This window comes from Simiduia sp., from assembly GCF_058345725.1.
This window is the reverse complement of record NZ_JBTUOC010000002.1, coordinates 40,373-66,508: the sequence shown is the minus strand read 5'-3', so window position 1 is coordinate 66,508 and position 26,136 is coordinate 40,373. Positions and strand designations below refer to the sequence as shown.

Annotated in this window: 14 protein-coding genes and 1 pseudogene; 3 read left to right on the top strand and 12 right to left on the bottom strand. The window is 55.3% G+C overall.

What is annotated here, in order from left to right; all coding sequences use genetic code 11:
- Positions 1-191: 191 nt before the first annotated feature.
- The 8 genes from ACW8F6_RS00310 to glyA all read right to left on the bottom strand — a co-directional run bounded on the left by ACW8F6_RS00310 (position 192) and on the right by glyA (position 15,590).
- Entirely contained in the window at positions 192-1,040 is an 849-nt protein-coding gene (locus ACW8F6_RS00310) for an alpha/beta hydrolase (RefSeq protein ID WP_491573834.1), read from the bottom strand.
- The gene (locus tag ACW8F6_RS00305; protein ID WP_491573833.1) at positions 1,037-2,944 is read right to left on the bottom strand and encodes an alpha-amylase family glycosyl hydrolase; all 1,908 of its coding nucleotides are present in this window, start codon (positions 2,942-2,944) and stop codon (positions 1,037-1,039) included. The genes ACW8F6_RS00310 and ACW8F6_RS00305 overlap by 4 nt, the downstream gene beginning before the upstream one ends.
- Before the next feature lie 9 nt (positions 2,945-2,953).
- The gene (locus ACW8F6_RS00300; protein ID WP_491573832.1) at positions 2,954-5,425 is read right to left on the bottom strand and encodes a glycoside hydrolase family 31 protein; all 2,472 of its coding nucleotides are present in this window, start codon (positions 5,423-5,425) and stop codon (positions 2,954-2,956) included.
- 21 nt (positions 5,426-5,446) lie between these two features.
- Complete coding sequence (locus ACW8F6_RS00295; RefSeq protein ID WP_491573831.1) at positions 5,447-7,297, bottom strand: glycoside hydrolase family 13 protein; 1,851 nt, start codon at positions 7,295-7,297, stop codon at positions 5,447-5,449.
- On the bottom strand, positions 7,294-9,354 hold the full coding sequence (locus ACW8F6_RS00290; RefSeq protein WP_491573830.1) for a glycoside hydrolase family 97 protein: 2,061 nt from the start codon (positions 9,352-9,354) through the stop codon (positions 7,294-7,296). Before ACW8F6_RS00290 ends, ACW8F6_RS00295 begins: the two co-directional genes overlap by 4 nt.
- Before the next feature lie 124 nt (positions 9,355-9,478).
- Positions 9,479-10,993 (bottom strand): tryptophan halogenase family protein, encoded by a 1,515-nt coding sequence (locus ACW8F6_RS00285; protein ID WP_491573829.1) that lies wholly within the window; start codon positions 10,991-10,993, stop codon positions 9,479-9,481.
- Positions 10,994-11,145: 152 nt separating this feature from the next.
- Entirely contained in the window at positions 11,146-13,998 is a 2,853-nt protein-coding gene (locus ACW8F6_RS00280) for a TonB-dependent receptor (RefSeq protein ID WP_491573828.1), read from the bottom strand.
- Positions 13,999-14,324: 326 nt separating this feature from the next.
- Positions 14,325-15,590, bottom strand: a complete 1,266-nt coding sequence (gene glyA, locus ACW8F6_RS00275) for a serine hydroxymethyltransferase (protein WP_491573827.1) — start codon at positions 15,588-15,590, stop codon at positions 14,325-14,327.
- 214 nt (positions 15,591-15,804) lie between these two features.
- On the opposite strand from glyA, the gene ACW8F6_RS00270 reads away from it, so the two are divergent.
- Positions 15,805-16,665 carry a diguanylate cyclase gene (locus ACW8F6_RS00270; protein WP_491573826.1) on the top strand — a complete coding sequence of 287 codons (861 nt, stop codon included), beginning with the start codon at positions 15,805-15,807 and terminating at the stop codon, positions 16,663-16,665.
- 19 nt (positions 16,666-16,684) lie between these two features.
- Here ACW8F6_RS00270 and ACW8F6_RS00265 read toward each other — a convergent pair whose 3' ends face one another.
- Positions 16,685-19,648: an EAL domain-containing protein gene (locus ACW8F6_RS00265; RefSeq protein WP_491573825.1), complete on the bottom strand. Its 2,964-nt coding sequence runs from the start codon at positions 19,646-19,648 to the stop codon at positions 16,685-16,687.
- 49 nt (positions 19,649-19,697) lie between these two features.
- Positions 19,698-23,498, bottom strand: a complete 3,801-nt coding sequence (locus ACW8F6_RS00260; RefSeq protein ID WP_491573824.1) for a bifunctional diguanylate cyclase/phosphodiesterase — start codon at positions 23,496-23,498, stop codon at positions 19,698-19,700.
- Positions 23,499-23,627: 129 nt separating this feature from the next.
- On the opposite strand from ACW8F6_RS00260, the pseudogene ACW8F6_RS00255 reads away from it, so the two are divergent.
- Together ACW8F6_RS00255 and ACW8F6_RS00250 are read left to right on the top strand one after the other, a co-directional pair.
- Positions 23,628-23,846: pseudogene (locus tag ACW8F6_RS00255) on the top strand (hypothetical protein); the annotation flags it as partial.
- A 7-nt stretch (positions 23,847-23,853) separates the two neighbouring features.
- Positions 23,854-24,060 carry a GNAT family N-acetyltransferase gene (locus ACW8F6_RS00250; protein ID WP_491573844.1) on the top strand — a complete coding sequence of 69 codons (207 nt, stop codon included), beginning with the start codon at positions 23,854-23,856 and terminating at the stop codon, positions 24,058-24,060.
- 45 nt (positions 24,061-24,105) lie between these two features.
- Here the strand turns inward: ACW8F6_RS00250 and mmsB are convergent, their stop codons facing one another.
- Together mmsB and ACW8F6_RS00240 are read right to left on the bottom strand one after the other, a co-directional pair.
- Complete coding sequence (gene mmsB / locus ACW8F6_RS00245; RefSeq protein WP_491573823.1) at positions 24,106-25,008, bottom strand: 3-hydroxyisobutyrate dehydrogenase; 903 nt, start codon at positions 25,006-25,008, stop codon at positions 24,106-24,108.
- A 24-nt stretch (positions 25,009-25,032) separates the two neighbouring features.
- A complete protein-coding gene (locus tag ACW8F6_RS00240) occupies positions 25,033-26,136 on the bottom strand; it encodes an enoyl-CoA hydratase/isomerase family protein (protein ID WP_491573822.1) in 1,104 nt (367 codons plus the stop codon).

Genomic DNA, 26,136 nt, shown 5'->3' with positions numbered 1-26,136 from the left:
TCCAGTTGCTGCTTTGAAAATCTGTGAGCGCGTGGAACCTGGCGCAGTGCTTTAAAATTTTTATAACAGAATCAGAAACTTGCGCAGATTACGCGCTGAAAAATAACTGGTACTGACCAACTAGTCAGCGGGGGTTGTGAGGGCTTCAACAGTTGACTGGCTGGTCACAAAGCCGTGTGCTGTGGCGCCAGTTAATCTGTCCCCAGCAGCCATAAAAGTGCCGGTGCAAATTGGCTGCGCCAGAAATCTTCTCGATGTTGCGCGTGCGCTACAGTAACAAACAAAGAGCGGGCTGAGCTGACTTGCAGCACTGACTGCATGCGAGAAAAATCCATCGTCATGGTAGCGCCTTCGGCTTCGCCCATTAGAAAAAAGAGCGATTGTTGCGCCTGAAAGGGCGTGCTCGCGGTGCGAGTGAATAGGGGCTCGGCAATCCAATAGGCGGGCGAAAAAATGCCCGCTTTGCCAAACACATCAGGATATTCTAGGGCCGCATAGTGACTGATTAATCCCCCCAGGGAGCTACCCATGATCAGCGTATCGCGCGCGCCTGGGCGCGTGCGGTACTGGTTGTCGATAAAGGGTTTTATTGTCTCCACAATATCACTGACATAGGCGCGGCCCTCGCCTTTGCCGTACTCCGGGTGATCCCAGGGGTTGAGCTCGACAATGCGCTTCGCGTCGCCGTGATCGATACCCACCACGATCACTTCGACGCCGTGTGTGTGCGCCAAGCTGTTCAGTGCTTCGTCAATGCCCCATTCACCGGCAAAGCTGGTGGCCTCGTCAAATAAATTTTGGGCGTCGTGCATGTACAACACAGGGTAGTGTCGCCGCCCCTGGTCGTAACTGGGCGGAAGGTAAATGCGCAGCTGTCGCGCGCGCTGTAGCCGTGGCAATTGCAGCGTGAGCGGCGATTGCACGCCCGGTCCGGCCGTGGATCGCAGAGGATCAACAGGTGGGGTTAGCCACTGCTGCCAGGCGAGTGTTGCAGTAGTGCCTATGAGCGCACCTATCAGTAACAGGCCAAGGTGCTTCACGGGCGATCGTCGTGCAATTGAATTATACGGGCGCCGTAGGCGGGCAGCGTTACGACCATGCCGTCCGCCGTTAGGGTAAAATTGTCGCCGCTGAGTAAATCCGTACCGCTGTGTTGTGGTGCCCACTGCTCGCGTAACTCCGGTGGCAGCTGCACTTGGGTTTTTTGCATCTGCGCAGAAAAATTCACAACGATGACTAAGCGCTGATCGCGCTCATCGTCCCGCCAGCGGACAAAACTGAATAGGCGCTTGTCGTAGCTAGTCGAGTTGGCCAAATTCCAGCGGTGAATTTCGGCGTAGTGGCCAGTCAGCGCTGGCTCGGTCAGGCTCAGGTTCAACAATTTCTGGTAGAAAGCTCTGAGTTGTTTTTCTTCAGCTGTGGATTGCCCCCCATCACAGGCGCCGTTGTTCATCCAGCGCTGGTGGTGCGGCACGCCCACGTAATCGAAAATGCTGGTGCGCGAGGGTTTGCCAAAACCTGCGTCCTCGGCCCCTGGCTCGCCCACCTCCTGGCCGAAGTACACCATGGTGGGGCTGCTGCTGAGTGTGGTGGAAACCACCATGGCGGGCAGTGCCTTAACGGGGTCGCCGGCAAATTCTGGGCTGGCGATGCGCTGTTCGTCGTGGTTTTCCAAAAAGTGCAGCATGTGGTGTTCGATGTCTTGCATGCCGGCCTGAATGGGAATTAGAGCGTCTGGGTCTGCCTTTTCCTGCACGATGGCTTTCAGTGTGTCGTAGAGTTCAACTTTGTCGTATAGGTAATCCATTAAACCCAACTGAATATAATTGCGGTATTCCTTCGGGTTGTAAACTTCAGCCAGGATGAAAGCGTCGGGGTTGGTCTGTTTAATGGATGCATTGAGGTAACTCCAAAATTCCACGGGCACCATTTCCGCCATGTCGTAGCGGAAGCCATCTACGCCGCGCGCCAGCCAGAATTGGGTGATGTCGCGGAACTTAAGCCAGCTATCGGGCACATCTTTGTCGGCCCAGAAGGCTTGGTGTTGTTGCCAAGGCGCGCCGCGCAGTGTGGCGGGCAGGCGTGCAAAATCGTAGCTGCCGTCCGGTTTTACGCCGTAATTGACCTTAACTGTCTCGTACCAATCGTCTATGTTGGGCTCGGCCGCGCGCGCGCCATTGCCGGTCCATTTAGCGGGCATTTCGTGAAACTGACCATCGGCCAGGGGGTGCGCGGTACCGCCCAGGGGTTGATAGCCCGCGGCCTTTGGCACGCGGAAGGGCTCGCCGACCACATAGTAAAAATTATTGTCGCGCGCGTAGCTGACCTGCGTGTTGTCGCTCGCACCAAAGTCTTCCACGCCCGCTGGTTTGCCAAGACTTTGGTAATTGCGGGCGATATGGTTGGGCACTATGTCGATGATGACTTTCATGCCGTGTTGATGGGTGCGGTCTATGAGCGCATCAAATTCTGCCAAGCGCTGTGCGGGGTCGTCGGCCAGATCGGGGTTGACGCTGTAATAATCTTTGACGGCGTAGGGGGAGCCGGCTCGCCCTTTGACGACATCCGGGTCGTCGTTGCTAATGCCGTAGGCGCTGTAGTCGCCCACCAGTGCGTGGTGCAATACGCCGGTGTACCAGAGGTGAGTCACGCCCAGGGATTTAATATCTGCCAGGGCAGTATCGGTAAAATCGCTGAACTTGCCAACGCCGTTTTCCTCGAGTGTGCCCCAGGGCTTGTTGGTACTATTGGTGTTGCCGTATAGACGCGTGAACACCTGATAGACCACGGCTTTTTCGCGGTCAGCCTGCGCGTCGCGCGCCTTATGAACGGCCGAGGTGTCGGGCGTCTGCGCACTGGAATCCTGTGGCTCTGCGCGCTGGTTGTCGCAGGCAAAAAGGGCGCCTAGCAAGAGGCAGCTGGCTGCATATAGAAAGGGTTTCATTAGCATTCCTTATTGGTGTACCGACAGAGTTAGCGGTTGATAGTCCCAATTGATGGACAGGTGTACTTGTTGCGTTTCGCGCTGGTAATCAAATGCGATGGCTGTGTCTCCCAGCTTGATGGCGCGGGGTTTTTGCGTTTGGTTGTGTAAAATCAAGTGCACTTTGCGCTGCGCGGGTTGGCCTGGGTAGCCACCGCTGTGAGTCAGTGTCACGTTAAGGTGCTTGCGCGTGCGCTGTGCTTCAAACTCCAGTAGCTCGAAGTCGCCCGCTTGCAGTGCGCGCGGATTGCGGCCGTCGTCCTCGTACATTTTGCCGCGTGCGGTCTTCACTGTCGGATCGTCGTAGTAGTGCAAATTGAGTTCGGCGCTGCTGTAGCTTTGAGTACTTTGCGTGGCGGCCACCATGGGAATAAAACTGCCGGCGCGCACCAGCACGGGCAGGGTTGCCAGGGTGGTGGGTTGTTCAACGACCTGACCGCCGTTGTAGCGCTGGCCGGTAAAATAGTCAAACCAGACGCCCTTGGGCAAATTGACGCGCACGGATGTCACGCCGGGTTCGGTGACGGGCGTTACCAAAAACGCGTCGCCCCAAAAATAACTTTGGCTGTTATCGATAAGCGCCGGATTGGATTCATTTTCAAAAAACAGCGGCCGCATTAAGGGCATGCCGGTGAGGCTGTTTTCGTAGGCCAGGGTGTAGTTGTAGGGCAGCAACTGATAGCGTAGCTTGACGAAGGGCCGCAGGATGTCCTGGGTTTGCTGATCGTGGAAAACGGGCTCGGGGGCAATATTATCCTGCGCGTGCGGGCGGTACACCGGTTGAAACACGCCGTACTGCAACCAGCGGATATACAACTCCTGGTCAAAGTGTTCGCCGCCGGCAAAGCCACCCAAATCTGAGTGGGTATAGGCCAGGCCAAACAGCGACATCTGCAGCGCCAACTCCACCTGCGGTTTTAAACCGCCCCAGCTGCGCGCCACATCGCCTGTCCAGGGAATAAAGCCGTAGCGCTGGCTGCCGGCAAAACCGGCGCGCATCATAATCATGGGGCGCGTATCCGGAAACCGGCGCCGTTGATTTTCGTAGACCAATTTGGCCCATTGGTGGCCGTAGGCGTTGTGCACTTCATTGCCGGCACTGATGCAGGGGGCGGTTTCGGCCTCGGCGCAATTTGCGGCATTACCCTGCACGCCAGTGAGACGGTGCAAGCTGTCGTCTGGATGTACTTCGGGCTCGCCTAAATCGCCCCACCAACCGTCGACGCCCTGTAGCATTAACGACTGATAGATCGACCAGAACCAGGCTGCAGCCGGTTGGTGGAAGACGTCGATGAGCCCGGTATTGCCAAAGTAAAAATTAAAGGTTTTGGGTTTGCCGGCGGGATTTAAGGCCAACACATCCGCTTGCACGGCTTCGTCCCAGCGCTTGGCGCTGGTGAGAATAAACGGCTCGGTAATCAGTACTGTGTGCACGCCCTCGGCTTTTAAGTCGGCCATCATGGCTTTGGGATTGGGAAAGGCCTCGGTGTCCCAGGCGAGATTGCCCATGTGGCCCTGAATATCTTTGCCAAACCAATACAGATCCAGTACCAGGGCATCCACGGGGAAGTCGCTGGCGCGAAATTTGGCGATGGTGTCGCGCACCTCTTGCTCGCTGCGGTAGCCGAAGCGCGAAGCGAAATTACCGAAAGCCCAGCGCGGTGGCAGCGGTTGGCGGCCCGTTACTTGGGTGTATTGCTGAATCAAGTGTGGATAGCTCTCGCCGGCCACCACCACATAGGCCGTGCGCCCGCCGACGGCATCAAACTGCAGCACGTCGGTTTCGGTGGCGCCAATATCCAGCGCACCGGTGGCGCTATTATCGAATACCAGCATGTATTTCTTATCCGACATGACAGCCGGCAAACTGAAATACATTTGGTTGGACTCTGTTTCATAGCCGTAGTGGGCTTTGTTGTAGAGCGGCATGCGCTGGCCGCGTCGATCCATGCCGGACACCCGCTGGCCACCGCCCAGAATTTTTTCCTTTGGTGTTAAGGCAAAGCGAAAACCGCGCAGGCTATCCTGCACAAACAGGCCAGCCTCCTCTGCCAGCAGGGGCTTGCCTTTGTATTCGTAGGCGATGGTGAGATTGTGCTTTTGAATAATCGCACGCAGCGAGGCACTTTCGAATACTAGTGCCTCGTCCGTTTGTGAGAGTTTGGCGTCCGCGTGGGGCGCCGGCTTTTCTGCCAGCGCAAAGCTGGGCAGTTGCTTGATACCCCTGGGCTGATAGTGCACGGCCATGGCGTGCTCGCCCTGCAGACTGACGGATAATTTGCCCGCGTCGGTGACGACTTCCAGTGTGCTGCCTTGCAGCGAGTGCTGCTGGTAGTGGCCAAAATCTGCCTGTGCGCCAGCCGCCAGCGTGAGTAGCGCGGCGCACAGCAGGCGGTGTGACTTAAACAGCGTTCGGGTGGGCCATTGCCGGCTAGTTGTCATGGTCTCTGCTCTTTGATTCTTTCAGTGAATGCGATAAATAGTCACGCTGCGCGGGGGTAGGCTAATGCCGTCGGCCAGCGTGTGTGTTTGCTCAGAAAATAGGGCGCTCGCGTAGCGATAGCCGTCCAGGTCTTGTGCCATACGCGCTGTATCCAGCGCGCTGGCCTCGGAATTTTTATTGGTGGCAATCAGCCAGCGTTCTTTTTCGTTGTATCGAAAAAAACAGTAGACGCCGGCCTGCGGTGCATACTGGCGCAGCTGGCCGTTGTGGATAGCGCTGGCCGTTTTGCGCCATTGCAATAGCTGCTTGGTATAGCGCTGCATGGCCAACGCTTCTTCGCTTAGGCCATTGCCGGTAAAGCCGTTGCGCGTATCGCCGGGCCAGCCACCGGGAAAGTCGCTGCGAATTACGCCGTGGGAATCGGTGCCTGGATTGGCCATTAATATCTCGGTACCGTAAAAAATCTGTGGAATGCCGCGCAGTGTGGCCACCAGCGTAAGGGCCATACGCGTCAGTGCTGGGTCGTGGTCGAGTTGCGTATGGACACGGCTCATGTCGTGATTATCGGCAAAAATGGTGAGCCCATTGGCGTTGGCATAGACGGCGTCGCGACTGAGCGTGCGGTATAGCTTTACCAGGCCGCTGTTCCAGTTTTCGGATTCCTTAAGCGCTGCGATCAGGCTCTCCTGCAACGGAAAATCAAACAGGCTTGGCAGGGCGGTGCTGTAACCATCGGGATTGTGTTGGTCCGCCTGCCAGTAGGCGATAATGTTTGGGTCGGTGCTCCACTCTTCGCCGACAATGTTCAGCTTTGGGTACTCCTGCAAAATAGCGCGGGTCCACTGTTGCAAAAATGTTTTATCGGAATAAGACCAGGTGTCCACCCGAATGCCGGATAGATCGGCGCTTTCAACCCACCAGATGGCATTTTGCGTGAGGTAGGTGGCCAGTAGTGGCTCGCGTTGATTCAAATCCGGCATGCTGGGGACAAACCAGCCGTCGGTGAAGGCTTGTCGATCGGCGAGCGCACTGTGTGGGTCTTGCAGGCTTTCGCGCATGTGGTTGGTGGGCACAAACTTGGCGCCATTGTTTATCCAGTTATGTGCGGGCAAGTCTGCCATCCAGGGGTGTTGGGCACCGATGTGATTGGGCACTAAATCAATGATGAGGCCAATGCCTTTGGCGCGCGCCTTTTCGCTGAGCGTCCGGTAGAGCCTGTTGTCGCCGTAGCGCGGGTCGATGCGATACAGGTTGGTGGTCGCGTAACCGTGATAGGAGGATGCCGGCATGGCGTTTTCGACCACGGGATTTAACCACAATTGTGTCACGCCCAAGGATTGTAAATAGTCTAACCGGTCGATGATGCCCTGTAAGTCGCCGCCGTGGCGTCCATAGGGTGCATTGCGATCGGGTTTATCGCCCAGCGCAGGGTTTGTGTCATTCAGGGGGTCGCCATTGGCAAAACGATCGGGCGTAATTAAATACACTGTATCTCGCCCGCTAAAACCTTGGCGATTCGCGCTGCCCGATTTACGCGCGTGTAGTGGATAGGCGTAGTGCAGTGCAGGTTTGCCAGTCGCGGTAAAGTGCAGGCCAACGGTTTGTGGCTGGGCGTCTTGCGCGATGTCGAGTGTGACGAAAAGGTAGTTGGGGTTATCGGTGCGCTCGATGCTGGCAATGCTAACCTGCTGCGCGTCGGTGTGCAGTTCGTAAGCAGCAATCGCATCTCCGTGCACCAGCAGTTGCAGCTGTGAGTGGTGCATGCCCACCCACCAGTTTGGTGGCTCAATGCGGGTGATCTCGGCTTGACTGGTTAAGGTCAGGAGGCCGCCCATTAGCAGCTGCGCGAGCTGTGTGTAAATGCGTCTCACTGGGCCAGCTCCACCAATCGCACGGCCAGGCCGCCACTGGCCGCTAACCTTACGTCGAGTTGATCGGCATGGGTGACGGTGCGCCGTTCAATCACTAATTCGTAGGGGGCGGTGCGCCAGTGGGCCTGGTCGCCGTCGCGATAAATTTCGGCGCGATAGCGTTTGCCCGGCGTCAAGAAATCCAATGGCAGTGTGAGTTCGCGCGCCTGCTCGTTGGTAATGGCGCCCAAAAACCAGGTGCTGGAATGGCGATCCTGGCGCGCGAAGGCCACGTACTCACCCAGCGCGCCGGCAATGGCGCGGCTGTCCTGCCAGTCGGTGACTACATCTTTTATAAACTGAAAGGCTTCGGGGCGCGCCAGATAATTTTCCGGCAGGTCGGCGGCCATTTGTATGGGACTGTAGAGCACCACATAGAGTGCCAGCTGTTTTGCGAGGGTTGTTTGCACGCGGTTTTCTGCGTCCAGGCCATCCCAGGCGAGATTAAATATACCCGGCGTAAAATCCATGGGCCCGGCGAGCATGCGCGTAAAGGCTAAGTTGACCGTGTGATCGGGTGCGTTGGGCGGACTGCCCCAGGCGTTAAATTCCTGACCGCGCGCGCCCTCGCGGCTAAGCCAGTTGGGGTAGGTGCGGCGCAGGCCTGTGTCTTTAATGGGCTCGTGAGTGTTGATGCTGATTTTACGCTTGGCGGCTTCGCGCACGTTGTACAGGTATTCATTCACCATGAACTGGCCGTCGTGCCACTCTTTGCGCACGATACCCTGGGCATCCACTCGCTTGATATTGCCGCCATCGGCCACGTAACCGGTCTTGATCTGGCTGACGCCGTGGTTGGCATACAAATCCAAGGCCGCGCCCATTTGATTGCGGTAGTTGGTGACATTGCCGGAGGTTTCGTGGTGGCCGATTAACCGCACGCCCTTCGATTGCCCGTAGGCGCTGATTTTTTTCAGGTCAAAGTCGTCGTAGGCTTTGGTAAAACTAAACAGATCGCCATTGTGGAGCCAGTCGCCATCCCAGCCGACATTCCAGCCCTCCACCAATACGCCGTCAAAGCCGTGCTGTGCGGCAAAGTCCATCATATTAAGCGTGTTGTCGGTGGTGGCACCGTGCTTGGCGCCGCTGCCCCAGGTATTGACGCCCAGATGCATGCCCCACCAGATGCCTAGGTATTTACCGGGCTTGACCCAGCTGACATCGCCCAGGGCATTGGGCTCGTTCAGGTTTAAAATGAGATCGGAATTCAGTAGGCCGGTTGCATTGTCACTAATTTGTATTGTGCGCCAGGGCGTGACAATAGCGCCCTCTGTTTTGACGCGAATGCCATCCGACCAGGGTGTTAGGTTTGCTTTAAAGGTGCCGGGCCGGCGTTGATCCAAGACCATGGCAGCGTAATCGACTAAAGCGGCTTCGTGAATGCTGAAGTGCACGCCGCTGCGATTTCTAAAGGTGGCGGGGGTGTGCGCGAGTACCACATCGGTGACGGCGGTCTGTTGGTAGGGGTACTCGTAGCGGTTCCAGCCGCGCGCGGGTATCCACAGGGCTTCGGTGTGCGCCGCATCGGCCACCGCAAATTCCGTCAGCTCGTCGGTGATCTGACGCTGCTGATGTGCCCGCTGGGCGGGGACCTCGTAGCGAAAGCCGATGCCGTCGTTAAAGGCGCGCACGCGCAGGAAAAACTGGCCTTTGTCGGGGTGCTTGAAGGTTGCTAGCAATTCGTTGTGGTGGTCCGTTATCCACTGGCGCTCGCCCCAGGGCTGTTCCCAGCGAGTGTTGGCTGTGGTTCGCTCGGCCTTAGCAAGGGTAAAGCCCGCACCTAACTCCCCATCTTTTAACATTGTCAGGCCTAGGCGTGAACCATCGATGACCGGTGCCTGGCCGGCGTCAATGCGGTAGCTGGGGCCGGCGCCCTCGTCGCTCAGGGTAAAAATCAGCTCGCCGTTTGGACTCTGGAGCTGCAGGGTTTTGGCGTGCAAATCGCTGGCGGAAGTCAGCAGTAGGGTGCAGGCGACGAGGCTACGAAGAGCCGTGGCGGGCGCCATGGGAATGCGCATGGAAGTTCCTTAAGCTGCGTGGCTGATTATTGGTTGTGTGGGCCTCCCTCATGCTATGAAACCCCAGTCCCAGGTAAAACCATCTGCATACGTATTCATGCAGATGGTTTCCCGAGAGGCGGTGTTAAGCGGGCATTTTTAGCTTGGCCAACTGCTCGCTGTGGGGTGGAAAATTCAGCGCACAACCATCAATAAAACGGCGCAGATCGGATAGCTTGTACTTGTTCGCCATTGCGTTTCCGGGTCGCAGTTGCTCTTTACTGGGGTAGATCCCCTTGCCGGCCAGCAGGCAGTTCCAGGATACGTTGGGGAAGTAGGCGTCCAGTTTTTGGCGCTCTAATTCATCGGTTATATTTTTTCCACTCATCCAGGTTTGCAAAATAGAGCGCAGCGAGGGTGATAGGTTCTCGTTGCTCCCACAGGCGCGCCAGTATTCGGTATCTGTGCGCGAGCTGATGCGAAAATGACACACGATGTAATCGCGTATGGCATCGAAGCGCGCATTAATGTAGCGGTTAAAATCCGCGCGCGATTGCTCGGTGTATTGGCCTTGGTTGTAGTATTCGATAAAACGCACCACGGTTTCTTGCACCATATCCAGTGCAGTGGCCTCGAGCGGCTCCACAAACCCTTGTGAGAGGCCCACAGCCAAACAGTTTTTGAACCAGTGGTGTGATACCCGGCCCACTTTGAATTTCAACTTGCGCGCTTCAACATCGGCATCTAACAGCCCCAAGTGTGCTCGGAATTCGGATTCGGCTTGATCGTCATCCACAAAGCGTGAGCTGTATACGTAACCGTTGCCGTTGCGATGGGTGAGTGGAATTTTCCAAGCCCAGCCGTGCTTCATGGCGGTCGCTGTGGTTTTGCATTCGGGTTCTGCTTCTTGTTCTGTGGCAAATACAACGGCTGAATCGTTAAACAGGCTTTCTGCGGCGCTTTCAAAGGGTACCTGGAGCGCCTGCTGCATGAGTTGGCTGCGAAAGCCCGAGCAATCGACAAATAAATCGCCGGCAATGGTCTGGCCGTCGTCTGTGTGCAGGCTTTCTATGTCGCCACGCTCGTTGAGCTTGACGTCGGAAATGGTGGCCTGCTCATACTTTACGCCTTTTCCTGCGGCCCATTTAGCTAGAAACTGGCCAAGCAAGCCCGAATCAAAGTGGTAGCCGTAATTAATTTCAAAGGGAAAATTTTCCGGTGTTACCGGGGCGAGCTTTTTTTCAGCAAGGCGTGTGGCAATAAAAAAGTGATCTGGGTGGCCTTCTAAATCTACGCCCTGGCGAATAAGAAAGCTATTGTGAAAAAATGCGGGCGCAGTGAATTCATCGGTTTGGCACAAGAATGGATGAAAATATTCTGGGAATCCGGGCTTTACTGACCAATCTTTGAAGGTAATGCCTACTTTGTAAGTGGCGTTACATTGACTCATCCAGTCGGACTCTTTAACGCCAATGGCATTCATGAATCCGCGCAGTGGTGGTGTTGAGCCCTCGCCCACACCAATTGTGCCGATATTTGGCGATTCCACTAAGGTGATATCAAACTGTGATTTGGGCCAGTGAGTAGCCATGAGGTTGGCTGCAATCCAACCGGCAGTGCCGCCGCCCAATATAACAACCCTCGTTTTCGATGCATTCATTGTATTGTGATTCTCTTTGGTTGCGTGGCTTGGTAATCAAATACCTTGTTGTAACACATCAGCTCAAAAAAAACCGCCCGGCAAGCGGAGCTCGGCGGGCGGTTGTCTCGAAGGCCACCCTAACGGTGACCTGCCTATTTAGTAGCTCGGGCTTAGTAAGAGTAGTTCACGCCCAAGTAGTACTGGCGGCCGAACTCTTTGTATTCGCCAAAGGCACCGTCAGCACCATACTCCACCACATCGGGCTCGTCGGTAAGGTTGTTGACGGAAAACACAACATCAATGCCGTTTTCAAAGGAGTAAGATGCCTGCGCATCTACAGTTGTGTAGGGCTGCGCAGTAACAGGCGTTGAGCTGCCTGGGATTGGCATGTTCAGAATAAACTCATCGCGGTAGCGAACGTTCACGTGTGAACTGAAATTGCCGATATCCCAGAAGCCGGTCACGCTCCAAACATTTTTAGAAAGGCCGGGTAGTGGCAGGTTCTGACCGTATAGATTGCCGCCGCTGATTTCCGTTTCTGATTCAGTATAGGAGTAGCTTGCAGTCATCCCCAAGCCTGAGAATACGCCGGGGAGCTTATCAAAGGTCTTAGTTCCTGCCAGTTCAAAGCCGCGAATGTAGCCGCCGTTGTCATTGTTGACGTAGGTTTCGAAGGCACCGGCGTCCAGGCCTGCGGGGATGTCAATGTTCAGTTCAGCGAACAGGGCTTCACGTTCGGCGGCGGTATCCAGGTAGATGTACTGCTTTTCTACCAAGCTTTCGATATCTTTCCAGAAAACCGCTGCGGTTACTGCGCCGCCGTCTTCGAAGTAGTGCTCGTAAGACAGGTCAAACTGATTGGCACGGAACGGATCCAGGTAAGGAGAACCTTTGGTCCACACGTTGTATTCATTGCCGCTGTTCCATGAACCTGCACCGCCTTTGAGCTGGCCCACAGGAGGACGGCCCATGACTTTTGCTGCAGCAAAACGCAAAATGTCGTTTTCAGTGAGGTGGAAGTTCAGGTTGAGCGATGGCAGGGTGTCAGTAAATTCCGGGCCGTACTTCACATAGTCGTAATTGTCTTGGGTTACGCCCAGATCATCGGTAATAGGAGTGCCGTTACCGGTGCCCACATTTTGTACGCCGCTTGCTTTAACGTCGGTTTTTATGTAGCGAACGCCAACATTACCGGTTACTTCAATGCCGCCCACTTCTGATGCAAGGTTAGCCATGAGGTAGAACGCATCGACTTTTTCTTCCAGCAAGCCAGATTCTACGAAGGTCCAGTCGCGGCTGAATACCTTCTTGCCTTCATAGTTGCCGGCGCCAAAAATGCTGGTTGCCAAGGCGTCCAGATTGTTAATGACCAGATGATCCGGTGCACCTTCAACCGATTCAACGCTTACAAAACCGTCGAGTGATTGCGGCGTACAGTCGATCGCAGGCTGAGACAGATTGTCTGCGCAGTAGCCGTTGAACTGGCCGTCGCGTGAACCGTAAAGGAAGGTGCCGCGCTCGGCGTCGAACTCGCGGTTCGAGAAACGTACACCTGCTTCTACAGAAGCGAGGGCGCCCCATTCCAGGTCAATTTTGTAATCGAGTTTCAGACTGTCTACTTTGTCGGTGTACTCGTGCGGGTACTCTTCATAGCGCGACAGGCGCATGGTGCTGAGGTCGGTGAAGTCTACTCCAGCAAAGTTTGCCGTGGGAATACCATCGCCATTGTGGCTATAGGTTAAAGACTGGCCTGCTGCTTCTTCCCAGTCGGTCAGGTTGCCGCTGCCATCGAAGGTCAGATCGTAGGCGTGCATAGAGGCCAAGCGGTCTTTGCGGGTTTTGGTGCCTTCGCTGGTGGAGTAATCGAATTCCAGGCTCTGGCGATCGTCGATGTTCCACTCAAGGTTCAGCCCAATGCTGTCGCTATCTGCTTTGGTAGACTGATCTTCTGTACGCGACTCAAACCATGGGCTGGAATCGTTGGTAGTTTTAGGGTCGGTAATCGCAACTGTGGCACCAGTTACCACCCCATTGCTCACGGTGGTGTTGCTGAGTGCAAAGGTGGAGTCGTCTTGCAGGCCGCCAACGGTGATGCCATGACGGGTGTCGGTGCGGTCGAAAGTGGACTTGAAGTAATCCAGTTGCGCTTTCAGGTTATCGGTAGGCTGGAATACCAAGGTGGCCAAATAGCCATCGCGCTCATCGGTGCCATTGCCGGCTTGCCACTGGAACGCACGGTTGCGCATCTCAGCGCCTTGGTTGTAACCGATTTGCCCGTCTGCACCGGCGCGTGCACCAGTGAAACTGTTGGGCTGATCAAGGTGTGAGTAGCCCAATGCCACGCCGATGGTGTCGTCGGCAAACTTGCCCTGGTAAGACAGGCTAATGCGGTTGCCGTATTCATCGGCGCCCACAGATTCTGCGGCATCGTTGTAAGAGGCGCGGAAAGTGGCGTTAACGCTGTGCTCTTTTTCGGCATCTAGCGGGTTGACGGTTTTCAGGTCAACAATACCGGCCACGCCACCTTCAATGTGAGAGGCTTTGGGCGATTTGTACACCGCAGCCTGGGTAATCAGTTCGGCTGGGTACTGGTCGAAGGCCATCCAGCGGGTGCTTTCGGTGTAGCCTGAGGTAGAGGCCTGCTCGCGGCCGTTCAGGGTGGTTTGAATGAAATCGCCATTCATCCCGCGGATATTCAGCTGAGACGACTGGCCATTGCTGCGCACGGTGGTTACACCGGGCACGCGGCCCAGGGCATCGGCGATGGACTGGTCGGGCAGTGAAGACAGTGCACCGGCATCCACCACGTCTGCAATGGTGTCGGCATCGCGCTTGGCGCTGACAGAGTCAAGGATTGAAGTTCGGATGCCATAAACCTGGATTTCTTCCAGGGAATCAATGGCTTCTTGCTCGTCGGCGCTGACTTGGGCCAAGGCGACAGAAGACGACCCGGCTAAAATGGCGGCAGAGAGCAAATTGCGTGTAAAACGCGCTCTTGTGTTTGGGTTGTTACAGCTGCTCATAGGGTATCCCTCAGATTACCTAGTTATTATGGTCATGAGAAATTCATGCTAATGAGGCAGGCCACTTGGGAACAAGGCATTACATACGTATTCATAGGGCGGGGAAGCTATGCATACGAATGCGTAACCGCCAATTTACCTATTGAATTGGAACCGAAGTGCCGGAGCGTGGATTTGCCTCGCGCAATCTCGTAACTAACACCGCTGTAGGGTCAGACACAGTGTAGGCGCCCTGGGGGCGTTGGGCAGGTTTGAATGGCATAAGGTTAGGGGTATAAATAACAAAGCCCGCGGGCGCGGGCTTTGTGTCTGGCAGGTCTTACTGCTTAGTCGGCGTAGACGGGGAAGCGCTTGCACACAGCCAGTACTTTGGCCTTCACTTCCTCGATCTTGGCCTCGGCGTTGCCGGCTTCAAGGGCTTCTAAGACATCGCACATCCAGTGGGTCAGCTCGATCGTTTCGGCCTCTTTAAAACCGCGGGTGGTGATGGCGGGCGTGCCTACGCGCAGGCCGGAGGTTACGAAAGGCGAGCGGGGGTCATTGGGTACCGCGTTTTTGTTGACGGTGATGTTGGCAGCGCCCAGGGCGGCGTCGGCGTCTTTCCCGGTGTATTCCTTGCCGATTAGATCCACCAACATCAGATGATTTTCGGTGCCGCCAGACACGATCTTAATGCCGCGCTCGATGAAGGTGGCCGCCATGGCCTTGGCATTCTTGACCACTTGCTGTTGGTAGGCTTTGTAATCGTCGCTCATGGCTTCTTTGAAGCTCACGGCTTTTGCCGCAATCACGTGCATCAAGGGGCCGCCCTGGCCGCCGGGGAATACCGCGGAGTTGAGCTTCTTCTCGATGGCTTCGTTCTTGCGCGCCAGTATCAGGCCACCGCGCGGGCCACGCAGGGTTTTGTGGGTGGTGGTGGTGGTGACGTCGGCAATCTGCACTGGGTTGGGGTATACGCCGGCGGCCACCAGGCCTGCTACGTGGGCCATGTCTACAAACAGGTAGGCGCCTACCTTGTCGGCGATAGCGCGGAAACGCTGCCAGTCCACGATTTGCGAGTAGGCCGAGAAGCCCGCCACAATCATCTTGGGTTTGTGCTCAACGGCTAAGCGCTCAACTTCATCGTAGTCGATCAGGCCGGTTTCGGTGTCGATGCCATACTGAACCGCGTTGTACACCTTGCCGGAAAAGCTCACCGAGGCGCCGTGGGTCAGGTGGCCGCCGTGGGCCAGGCTCATGCCCAGTACGGTGTCGCCCGGCTCGCACAAAGCTGCATAGACGGCGCCGTTGGCCTGCGAGCCGGAGTGGGGCTGTACGTTGGCATAGTCGGCGCCGAACAGGGCTTTGGCGCGCTCGATGGCCAGGCTTTCTGCAGTGTCTACGTACTCGCAACCGCCGTAGTAGCGCTTGCCCGGATAGCCTTCGGCATACTTGTTGGTGAGCTTGGTGCCCTGCGCCACCATGACCATGGGGCTGGTGTAGTTTTCGGAGGCGATCAGCTCAATGTGTTCTTCCTGGCGAACTTCTTCTGACTGAATAGACGCCCAGAGTTCCGGGTCAAAGGTTGCAATGGTTTGCGATTTATCAAACATGGAGTAGCCCTGCTATAGCCTGACGAGGTGAAATTTTGAAGGCGCGCATTGTACCTTATTTGCACAGTCTGCGACGCTGGATTCGGGCTAAAGTTAGCAGCATTTGTTTCCAATAGGAAACTTTTGTTTCCTGTTGGAACTTTTTGGGGATGTTGGGCTTTTATGGTACTAAAGTCTAAGCTAAGGCCATGAATCTAAGGGAGTGCAATCCGCAATGCGAGTGCTTTTAGTGATGCTGTGGCTGATCGGCAGTGACTGCTGGGGTATTACAGTCAGGATTCCCGCGGTACGGGACTCTAACAGCCTGCACGATGCCTATGTGCGAGATCTGCTTCAACAGGTTCTCGAGCGTTCTGCGGCGCCTGGCGAGACGGTCACGCTCGTACGCAACCCCGTGTACTACAGCCAAAAACGCAACGTCTATGAGTTGATGCACGGGCGCTCGTTGGAGGTGTTGTGGACCATGACTACCCGCGATCGCGAAGCGCAGCTGCTGCCCATCCGTATACCCATTTTCAAAGGCCTGTTGGGTTATCGGGCTTTTTTAATTCGCGCCGCGGATCAAGTCCATTTTGATCGTGTGCAGTCGCTCGCTATGTTGGCGGACTTGACTGCCGGTCAGGGCGGCCAGTGGCCGGATACGGCCATTCTGCGTCATGCAGGTCTGCCAGTGGTGACCAGCACCAACTATGAACTCCTGTTTCCCATGCTAATGGCGCGCCGTTTCGATTATTTTCCTCGCGGGCTCAATGAGATCTGGTCTGAATACGACCATCATGCGGGCTCGGGGCTTGCGGTTGAGCGCCGGTTGCTGCTGGCCTATCCGGCGCCCATGTACTTTTTTGTGGCGCAGGAAAACACGGCACTGGCCGCGCGCATTGAGTCGGGCTTTAGGGCAATGTTGGACGATGGTTCTTTTGAGCAATACTTTCGCAACCACCCGGTTATCCAAGCGGTGCTCGCGCGCACCCAGCTTGCAGAGCGCCGGATATTCTACCTAGAGAACCCCAACTTGCCGCCGCAAACCCCTCTGGCCAATTCGCAACTTTGGCTGTTGCCGGCAAAGGGTCAGTAGCGATGTTGTTTGCGAGGGCTCAAGGCGCAAACCATTGTGTCACTGCTTGTGCGGGCAGTGGACGGGAAAACAGATAGCCCTGCCCGAAGGTGCAGCCCTGCGCGCGCAAAAAGTTTTGTTGCTCGCGGGTTTCAACACCTTCGGCCAGTATTTCCATACCCAGGCTTTCGCCCATGGCGATGATGGCTTTGGCGATGGCTTTGTCGTTGGCGTTGTCGGGTAGGTCGCGCACAAAAGCTCTATCGATTTTCAGGCGATGGATGGGCAGTTTTTTGAGATACGCCAGCGATGAGTAGCCGGTACCGAAATCGTCAATTGCGATGGCGATGCCGAGATCGCGCAAGCTGTTGATCAAGGCGATGCCCTTTTCGAGGTTTTGCATCATCAGGTTTTCGGTGATTTCCACCTCTAGTCGAGCACCCGGAATGTTATGCGTGCGCATTGCGCGTTTAATGGTACCTAGCAGGTCCGCCTGCAATAATTCGGCGCCTGAGACATTCACGGCCAGGCGCGGTGGATTCAAACCACTATCAAGCCAAGTGCGCAATTGAGCGCAGGCGGTATGATACACCCACTCACCAATCTTTTGGATCAGGCCGCTTTCTTCAGCAAGTGGAATGAATAGATCGGGGGCAATCATGCCTTTCACCGGGTGCTGCCAGCGCAACAACGCCTCTAGCCCAACAAGTGCTTCGGTTTCGAGATTGAGTTGCGGTTGATAGTGCAGTATCAATTCATTGTTGGTGATGGCTTTGTGCAGCTCGGATTCCATTTCAGCTTTCTTTCGAGCAATGGTTGTCAGTTGCTCGGTATAAAAGCGGTAGCTGTTTCGTCCCTCTTGTTTAACTTGATACATGGCGGAGTCGGCGTTGCGCATCAATGCAGCGGGCGAGTTGCCGTCGTCTGGATAGAGACTAATACCAATACTGGTTGAGGTAAAAAATTCTTTATTCATTACCTTAAAGGGTTGGCTTATGGCGGCCAATATTTTACTGGCTATGTGCGCCGCCGCGTCTGCGCTAGTGAGGCTTTCTAAAAGTACCACAAACTCGTCGCCACCCAGGCGCGCCACTGTGTCTTCTGCGCGGACCGAGGCTTTGAGCCGTTTGGCAACTTGCTTTAAAACTTCGTCGCCTGCGCTGTGGCCGAGACTGTCGTTGATATTTTTAAAACGATCTACGTCTAAAAAGAGTAGCGCCAGCGCACACCGATTGCGGTGAGCGTGTACCATTGCTCTACCGAGCCTCGCCTGGAGCATCAGCCGATTGGGCAATCCTGTCAGCGCATCGTGGTGCGCCATATAGTCGAGCTTCTCTTCTGAGCGTTTTAACACAGAAATATCTGAAAAGACTGCGACAAAATGGCTGATATTTTTGTTGTCGTCGTATACGGCACTGATATTTAGCCACTCGGGAATAATTTGGCCATCTTTTCGGCGGTTCCAGATTTCGCCTTTCCAGCTGCCGTCTGCAAGGAGTGCGCGCCAGATGGTGCGATAAAAGCTGGGTGCCTGACGACCGGAATTCAGCATGCGCACGTGGCGGTTCAGCACATCCTCTCGACTAAATCCGGTGACTTCAACAAACCCCTGATTCACCTCAATGATATAGCCTTTGGGGTTGGCTATGATGACGCCTTCCGCAGTGCTTTCGAATACTGTCGCAGCCAATTTGAGCCGTTCGTCGATGGCTTTGCGTTCGGTAATTTCCTCGTGCGTACCCACCGCGCGGCAGGGATGCCCGTGTTCGTCGTGGTCGACAATTTTGCCTCTAGCGCGAATCCACTGGTATTCACCCTGCGCGTTGCGACTTCTAAACTCGACATTTAAGCTCTCGGTCTCACCCTTTAGTAGTGCTTGGTAGGCTTGCGCCCTACGCTCGGCATCTTCGGGATGAATTTTGGTATTCCAGTGTTCTATGGCCTGTGGCTCTGACTGCTGGGAATACCCCAGCATTTCGAAAAAACGCGCATTGGCGGTCCAGAGGCCCGCGCGTATATCCCAATCCCAGACGCCCTCCTGTGCGGCCTCCAGTGCCATGGCCAACTGTTGCTCGACACGCAATCTAGCCTGGTGTTCCTGATGTTGTTGGGTAATGTTTCGGACCAGCACAATTTGCTGATCCGTGCCGGGCAGGTCGCGTAACCGGCCTTCGAAGCGTGCCGTGCCGGAGGCCAGAGTTAAGTCGTACTCGTATCGAATCAGCTCGCCGGTTTTCCGCTGCTGCGCCGATTTTTCAATAAACAATTTCCCTAAATCTGGCGGCAGCACGTCTTGCATTCTTTTGCCTAAAAATGCCTCGGGTTCTACGTACAGCTCTGCGTTACTTTGTGCGCGGTAGTCCAGGATTGTGCCGTCTTTGGCAAGACGGAAAAATAGATCGGGTAGCGATTGGAAGATTGTCTCCAGTTCGTTTTCTACAGTGATTCGGTCGCCGTCTTCGGGCATGGCGAGCAGTGTGCCGTAGACACATCTGGCCTCAGCTAGCCCTAGGGCTACCAGGGTCAATGCATACTTTTGCAAGCCCGCTTGACTTGCAATATCCACGAAATCCGTGTGCGGATGCTGTTGTCCCAGAGCGCGCTGATCTGCGCGCGTAAACCAGTCTGCCTGCAGTGGTGTAAAGAGTTCTCGGCTGTCGGCGCCAATGACCGAACTCAATGGTAGGCCAAGCAAGGTGGCGTAACTTTCACTGGCAGCCAGGTGGACGCCGCGCTGATCGCGAATGAACCAGAGCAATGAATGGGGTAGGCATTGTTGTAACTGTTGCGCTGTATTGCAGGTGTTCGCGGCGGCATTTAACAGCTGGGATACAGGTGTACTGGGATCTGTCGATTGTGCTAGCCAGTGGCCCAGCAACTGCGATGTGATTTCAATGGCCTGGCCCCGATAATGGCAGGTGCAGGGCAACTCGCCACTAACCCATAACTGGCAGATATCCTGCAGTGTTGCGTGGTTGGAAAGGCGAGGTGTGCTGGGGGGCATATTGGCGAGGCTTCCTGTCCGTTAGTCCGTTGTCACAGCTATCGCAGTGCTAGTCTTGTCCATTTTTTTTAATATAGCGCTCGGCGTCTTGGTAAGTCAGCGGTTTTGAAAACAGGTACCCCTGACCCAGATCACAGCCAAGTGCTTTTACCGTGTCGAGTTGTGACGCTGTTTCTATGCCTTCTGCCACCGAAATCATACCGAGTGTTTTCGCCAAGGTAATGATTGTGCCGACAATCGCCCGGTTTTCTTTCTTGGTGTCTATCTCATCCACAAAGCAGCGATCTACCTTGAGAATGTCTAAGGGAAATCGGTGTAAATAACTAAGTGACGAATAACCGGTGCCAAAGTCATCCATGGCCAAGCTGACGCCCAATTGCTTGAGTGATGCCAGGATCTTTTGGGCGGTGATGACATTCTCCATTAACGCACTTTCTGTGATTTCCAACTTGAGCTGTGCGGGTTCGATGCCGGACAGTTCAATGATGTCGGTAATGCGGGTCACCAAGTCGTTGCGGGAAAAATGTTTGCTGGACAGGTTGATACTCAGCGTGAGCGGCGCGCCGGAAACAGACCATTGTGCCAGCTGCAAACAAGCTTTTTTACACATGGCCAAGTCCAGCTCGGTTATTAGACCGCTCTCTTCGGCCAGGGGAATAAAATCCCCTGGGTGAATCAGACCTTGATTGGGGTGTTGCCAGCGCGCTAGCGCCTCAAAGCCGTCTAGCCCGCCATCTTCCAGCCGAATAATGGGTTGGTAGTAGACATCGATTTCCCCGCCACGTATGGCATTGCGCAACTCGGTTTCGAGCTTTAGCGTGTTCATTGCCTTGGCGTGCATACTTTGATCGAACACCGAATATTGACGCTTGCCCAGCATCTTGGCCTGGTACATGGCGGCGTCTGCATCGCGCAACATGTCTTCGGGATTGGCGTACTTCAGGGCACTGTAGGCAATGCCAATACTGGTGGAGGTAAAGACTTCGTTGCCGTGAATGACAAATGATCGGGTTAGGTCATCGCAAACCCGCTTGGCTACCATTTCTGCAAAGGTTAAGCCTTGAATATCGTCCAGTAATACGCAGAACTCATCGCCACCTAAACGTGCAACGGTATCTTGCGGGCGAATCAAATTTTGCAGGCGCTTGGCGACTTCCTGCAGTAGTTTATCGCCGGCCAAATGGCCCAGACTGTCGTTGATAACCTTAAATCGGTCGAGGTCTAGAAACAGCACTGCGTAGCGAAAACGCGGATCGCGAGCGCCCTTGGCGATTAGCTGATTTAACCGATCCATAAATAACATACGGTTGGGCAGCTGTGTGAGTGCATCGTGAAAGGCATCGTGCTCTAGCTGCTTCTCGATTTGTCGCCGTTTTTCAATCTGACGCTCTAGCGATAGATTGGCTTCGCGCAATTCCAGGGTGCGCTGTTCCACTCGCTGTTCCAGTTGCGCCCGCGCACGCTTTCGATCCAGTGCTGTGGCCACGTGATGCGAGACGTAGGTCAGCACCTCTTCTTCGTCCTTACCTAGGATAAACGCCGTATCGTAGGTTTGAACTACTAAAGCCCCTAATACTTCATCGTCGAGAATCAGGGGAACACCCAGCCAGGATACGGGTATACGACCCTGAATCTGAATGCTCTGTTGAATTTGGTTGCTGTTGTTCGGGGTCAGCAACATGGGCTTGCCTGTGCGGATTACATGCTCTGTTAAATGATTGCCCATTGCGCGTGGCTTGGGGTTTTCATGGGATATGTCGATGTAATAGGGAAATGTCAGCGTGTTATTTTGATCTGGCTCGGTGAGCGCAATAAAAAAATATTTGGCGTACATTAACTTTGAAATAATATTGTGAATCTGCCGATAAAAGGTGTTCATATCGGTGGCGCTGTTGGTCATGTCGGCGATGCGAAAAAGCGCATTTTGCAGATTCTCTGCTCGTTCTCGAACCGCAATCTCCTGTTGTAGTTTCTTGTTGGTTTGTTCGATTTCCAGGGTCCGTTCTTCTACCCTGCGCTCCAGTGATTCGCGGTAATTTTTCCGCTCCATTGCGGTGGTAATGTGCGACGAGACAAATTGCAGCAGTTCGTGTTCCATTTGCCCAAAGCGGTGAGCTTCGTCGTAGGTTTGCACTACGATAACGCCCGCCACCCGGTCGTCCTGCATCAAGGGTACGCCCAGCCAGTCGACGGGGTCGATGCCCACCAGGCCAATTTCGCCATCGGCTTGCAATTGCTCCCGCACTTCGGAGGTGGCGAGCAAGGATTTGCCCGTTCGGATCACATAGGCCGTCATGGTTTGTTTGATCAAGTCAAAGGGCATGTGCGGAATTGGATCATCCGGCGTGGATTCTGTGAAATCCTTGAGGTCTTGCGTTTCATCTACGTAGTAAGGGAAGTAGAGCTTGCCGTTGGCCTGGTCGTACTCGGCGATAAAAAAGTGTTCGGCGTGAATGAACTTGCCAACCAGGCGGTGAACCTCTTCGTAGAATAGGCCCATGTCGTCGGTCTTATGGGTGATTTCATCTATGGTGAACAGCGTTTTTTGCAGCTCTTCAGCGCGCTTTCGCTCTTCAATTTCGGTTTCCATTTGTGCATTAATTTGCGACAGTTCCCAGGTTCGCTGCTCTACACGTGCCTCCAAAGTAATGTTGGCGAGCAGCAGGGCGTCGGAATCCTGTTGTCGTTTAATCGATTCAGCCAGCTGATCTGCGGCAAAGCTTAGCAGTTCCAAATCTTTTTCTGTAAAGATATGCGCCGGATCATAGCTTTGCGAGGCGATGACGCCGTAGGCGGTAGTGCCCACTAAGATGGGAGCGCCAATCCAGCTTTCGGCCAAGGTGCCCGGTGGGTCTAGTTCGCCCATTTGAATCAGTCTATCCAACTGGTCGCGCTGGATTAGCTGCGGTGTGCGCTGGTGTAGAATATATTCTGTTGCACCGTGACCGATCTTTCGAGACTTTGTGGCAATGTCTTTATGGTCGGCAAAGTAGGGAAAGTGAATCGTTTCGCCGTCGTCACTGAGGAGTGCTACATAGAAGTTTTTGGCGTAAAAAAGGCTGCCAAGAATTCGGTGAAGCTTAGGGTAAATGGCGTCTACGTCATCTTCCACGTGGGCAATTTGCGCCACGCTGTAGAGCGCGGCTTGCAATTTTTTATCGGCCTCCCGCTCGCGCAGATTTTTTTCCAGCTCTAGATTTTTCTCCTGCAGGCTGCGCGTGCGCTGCGCCACTTCGCGCTCTAATTGCTCACGTTGTTCAAAGCGATCGAAGGCCGTGGCAATGTGGGCGGCCAGGAACGACAGTATGTCTTTGTCACCCTGGGTAAAACGCACGCTGTCTACATAGCTCTGCACAACAATCGCGCCGCATTGACCGCCCGTCCGGCGCAGGGGAACGCCAATGAGGCACTTGGGTTTGGCGCCCACCAGCGCCAGGTTATGGCGCGCTAATAACTGATCAAATTCCGCTTCGCTGCGCAAGAACACGGTGGTGTCGTTGTGCATAAGGTGTGCGGTGAGGCTTTGTGCCATATCGGCGATCGGGATTTCGCCAATATCGGCGCTGGTGGAGTGATCGACCGTGTCGACATAGTAGGGGAAACTAATGGTGCCGCGCTCGTGGTGTTCCAGCGCAATGTAAAAGTTTTTGGCATACATGAATTGATGAATCACTGCATGACTGCTGGCAAACAGGTGTGCCATGCTGCCTGCATTGAACGCCAAGTCGGCAATATCCAACAGGGCCTTCTGAATGCGCACGGCATTCTCGCGCTCTTGCAGTTGCGCCTCTAATTCAGCGATACGCTGTGCGGCGGAGGGGAGCGTGTCGCTGGCGGTAGGTAGCGTCATGAGCAAATCGTGTTGAGTTTCTCTTGAGTATAGGTCATGGCTGGCAAGCTGCTTCTGCGGTGAACAATATAGCGGTAGTATGAAAAAAGGCGGGATTCTAGAAACTTTGGTTATATCAAGGTGAGGTTGATGATGGCACCAGCACAGATTCGAAGGGATGCACAGGCAGATTTGGCGGCCTTTTCACGGCTAAACCTGGCTTGGATTGAGGCGTTTTTTACGGTTGAGGAGGCAGACCGCCAGCTGCTTGCTCAGCCAGAGCGGATTCTAACGACGGGCGGCCACGTCTTGACGTTGCACATCAACGACAGTGCGGTGGGTTGCTGTGCGCTCTTGCCCCAGGGTGCGGGCCAGTTTGAGTTGGCTAAAATGGCTGTGGACCCAGCGTTTCAGGGCCGTGGCCCTGGCGCGGGAAGAGGGCGCTACGCGGCTGGAGCTGCTGACCAGCTCAAAGCTCGAGGCGGCGCTGCATGTGTATGGCAAATACGGCTTTGAGCGTGTGCCCCAAGCCTGTCATCCAGACTATGCGCGCTGCGACGTCATTATGCAGCGCGCGCTTTAACTGTGGGCGTAGCTTAGGGGCACCGTCCACGGTTTTTTGCTGGGACTAACGGTAGAATTGCTGAATGCTGGAAAAGTCCAATGTGCCCTTGTCTTCTCCGCCGCTCTTTTTGTGCAGGTTAAACAGGTTGCGGGCATTGGCACCCATGGGCACCGAGGATTGGCTGGCCTGCGCCGATTGCAGGGCCAGGCCCAGATCTTTGAGCATTAGGTCTACCATAAAGCCACCCGTGTAGCCGCGCGAAGCTGCAGAGTTTTCCTGCACGCCCGGATAGGGGTTGTACTTTTCCAGGCTCCAGTTGCAGCCCGAGCTTTTAAGCATGATCTCGCTCAACACTTTCGGGTCCAGGCCATTGTTGACGCCCAGCTGCAGTGCCTCGGCAGTGCCCGCCATGTGAATCGCCAGCAGCATGTTGTTGCAAATCTTCGCCACTTGACCGGCGCCGTGATCGCCAGCGCGGAAGATATTAGCGCCCATGGCAGCGAGCACGGGTCGCGCGGCGTCCACATCGGCCTCGGGCCCCCCGCACATAAAGGCCAAGGTGCCAGCCGCAGCTGCCGCGACGCCGCCGGACACGGGCGCATCGATAACGCGCATGCCTTTTTCGGTGCCCGCGCGGGCTAGGCGCCGGGAGTTTTCCGGTGCCACAGTGGAGCAGTCGATGACCAGGGTGCCTTTCGGCATGGCCTCGAGCAGGGCGTCCTTGTCGATGTACACACTTTCGACGATGTTGCCATTGGGCAGCATGGACACCACGGCGTCACAGGTAGCCACGGCGGCGGCGGCACTGTCGAAGGTATTGCAGCCGTCGGCGTGGGCTTTGTCTAAGTGTTCGGGCATCAGGTCAAAGGCGTTGACGGTAAAGCCTTGCTTGGCCAGGTTGGCCGCCATACCGCCGCCCATGTTGCCCAAACCAATAAAGGCGATGGTTTTTACAGTGGTGCTCATAGGGTTTTCCCTTCCGTAGTGACCTTAGAGGTCGGCCAATGGGTGTTCGCTAAAGGGCGCGTCAAAAAACGCCTGGATGTGCTCGGCTTCGACTTCGGCAAAGGTGGCGGGTAGCCAACTGGGTTTGCGATCTTTGTCGATCAACAGCGCCCGCACACCCTCTTTAAAGTGACCAAAGCGCGCGCTGTTAACGGCCATAGTCAGCTCCATGCGGAAGACGTCGGCTAGCGAAAGATTCCGCGCTTTGGTCAATTGTTGTTGCACTAAAAATGGCGTCACCGGGCAGCCGCGCGCGAGCGTTTTAGCGGCCCGCTGCAGCCATTCATCGTCGCCGGCGTAACTGGTGATGGTCTCGATGATGGTTAGCAGGTCTTCGCCGGTACAGACTTGATCGATATGTTGTTGGTGCGGCTCTATGTTGGCGGCGGGTTGCTCGGCGCTAAATGTATTGCAGAAGCCCAGTAGATGTTGGAACACGGCATCCTTGTGCCAGTCTTTGGCGTCGCACAGGTGTTGTAGCAGGGCGAATTTTTCGGTCTGTGGCACAAAGCCGTCGGCGAATCCTAAATAAAGTGCATCGGTACCGTTAAACTGGGCGCCGGTTAGTCCCAAAAACAAACCTGCGCGGCCCGGCGTGCGGCTTAAGAAATAGCTGCCACCCACATCGGGAAACAGGCCGATGGTAATTTCGGGCATGGCCATGCGAGTGGTTTCCGTGACAATACGCACCGGTGCGCCGCACAGCAGGCCCATGCCCCCGCCCATCACGATACCACTGCCCCAGACAATGAGCGGTTTGGGGTAGACGTGCAGGTAGTGGTCGAGGCGGTATTCGCGCTCGAAAAACGTCTGCGCGCTCTGATTTGGCAGGTCTTCGCCATAGGCGGCCGAACCCGCGTGCAGGGCCACTACGTCGCCGCCGGCACAAAAGGCTTTTTCGCCGGCGCCTTCGAGCCATACGGCCACCACGGTGCCGTCTTTTTCCCAGCGCTGCAGCTGCGCGTGCAGGGCGTCGATCATCGCCAGGTTAAGAGCGTTGAGGGACTTTTCAGCATTCAATCGCGCGACGCCGATACGCTTGCCATCGGCGGTGGGCAGGTACTCAAAGATTACGGGTTGATCGCTCAC

Excerpts from the sequence above, each read along its gene's own strand:
- ACW8F6_RS00260 (WP_491573824.1), bottom strand. The coding sequence starts at position 23,498 with ATGACGCTACCTACCGCCAGCGACACGCTCCCCTCCGCCGCACAGCGT.
- mmsB (WP_491573823.1), bottom strand. The coding sequence starts at position 25,008 with ATGAGCACCACTGTAAAAACCATCGCCTTTATTGGTTTGGGCAACATG.
- ACW8F6_RS00290 (WP_491573830.1), bottom strand. The coding sequence starts at position 9,354 with ATGCGCATTCCCATGGCGCCCGCCACGGCTCTTCGTAGCCTCGTCGCC.
- glyA (WP_491573827.1), bottom strand. The coding sequence starts at position 15,590 with ATGTTTGATAAATCGCAAACCATTGCAACCTTTGACCCGGAACTCTGG.
- ACW8F6_RS00285 (WP_491573829.1), bottom strand. The coding sequence starts at position 10,993 with ATGAATGCATCGAAAACGAGGGTTGTTATATTGGGCGGCGGCACTGCC.
- ACW8F6_RS00265 (WP_491573825.1), bottom strand. The coding sequence starts at position 19,648 with ATGCCCCCCAGCACACCTCGCCTTTCCAACCACGCAACACTGCAGGAT.
- ACW8F6_RS00305 (WP_491573833.1), bottom strand. The coding sequence starts at position 2,944 with ATGAAACCCTTTCTATATGCAGCCAGCTGCCTCTTGCTAGGCGCCCTT.
- ACW8F6_RS00280 (WP_491573828.1), bottom strand. The coding sequence starts at position 13,998 with ATGAGCAGCTGTAACAACCCAAACACAAGAGCGCGTTTTACACGCAAT.
- ACW8F6_RS00270 (WP_491573826.1), top strand. The coding sequence starts at position 15,805 with ATGCGAGTGCTTTTAGTGATGCTGTGGCTGATCGGCAGTGACTGCTGG.
- ACW8F6_RS00300 (WP_491573832.1), bottom strand. The coding sequence starts at position 5,425 with ATGACAACTAGCCGGCAATGGCCCACCCGAACGCTGTTTAAGTCACAC.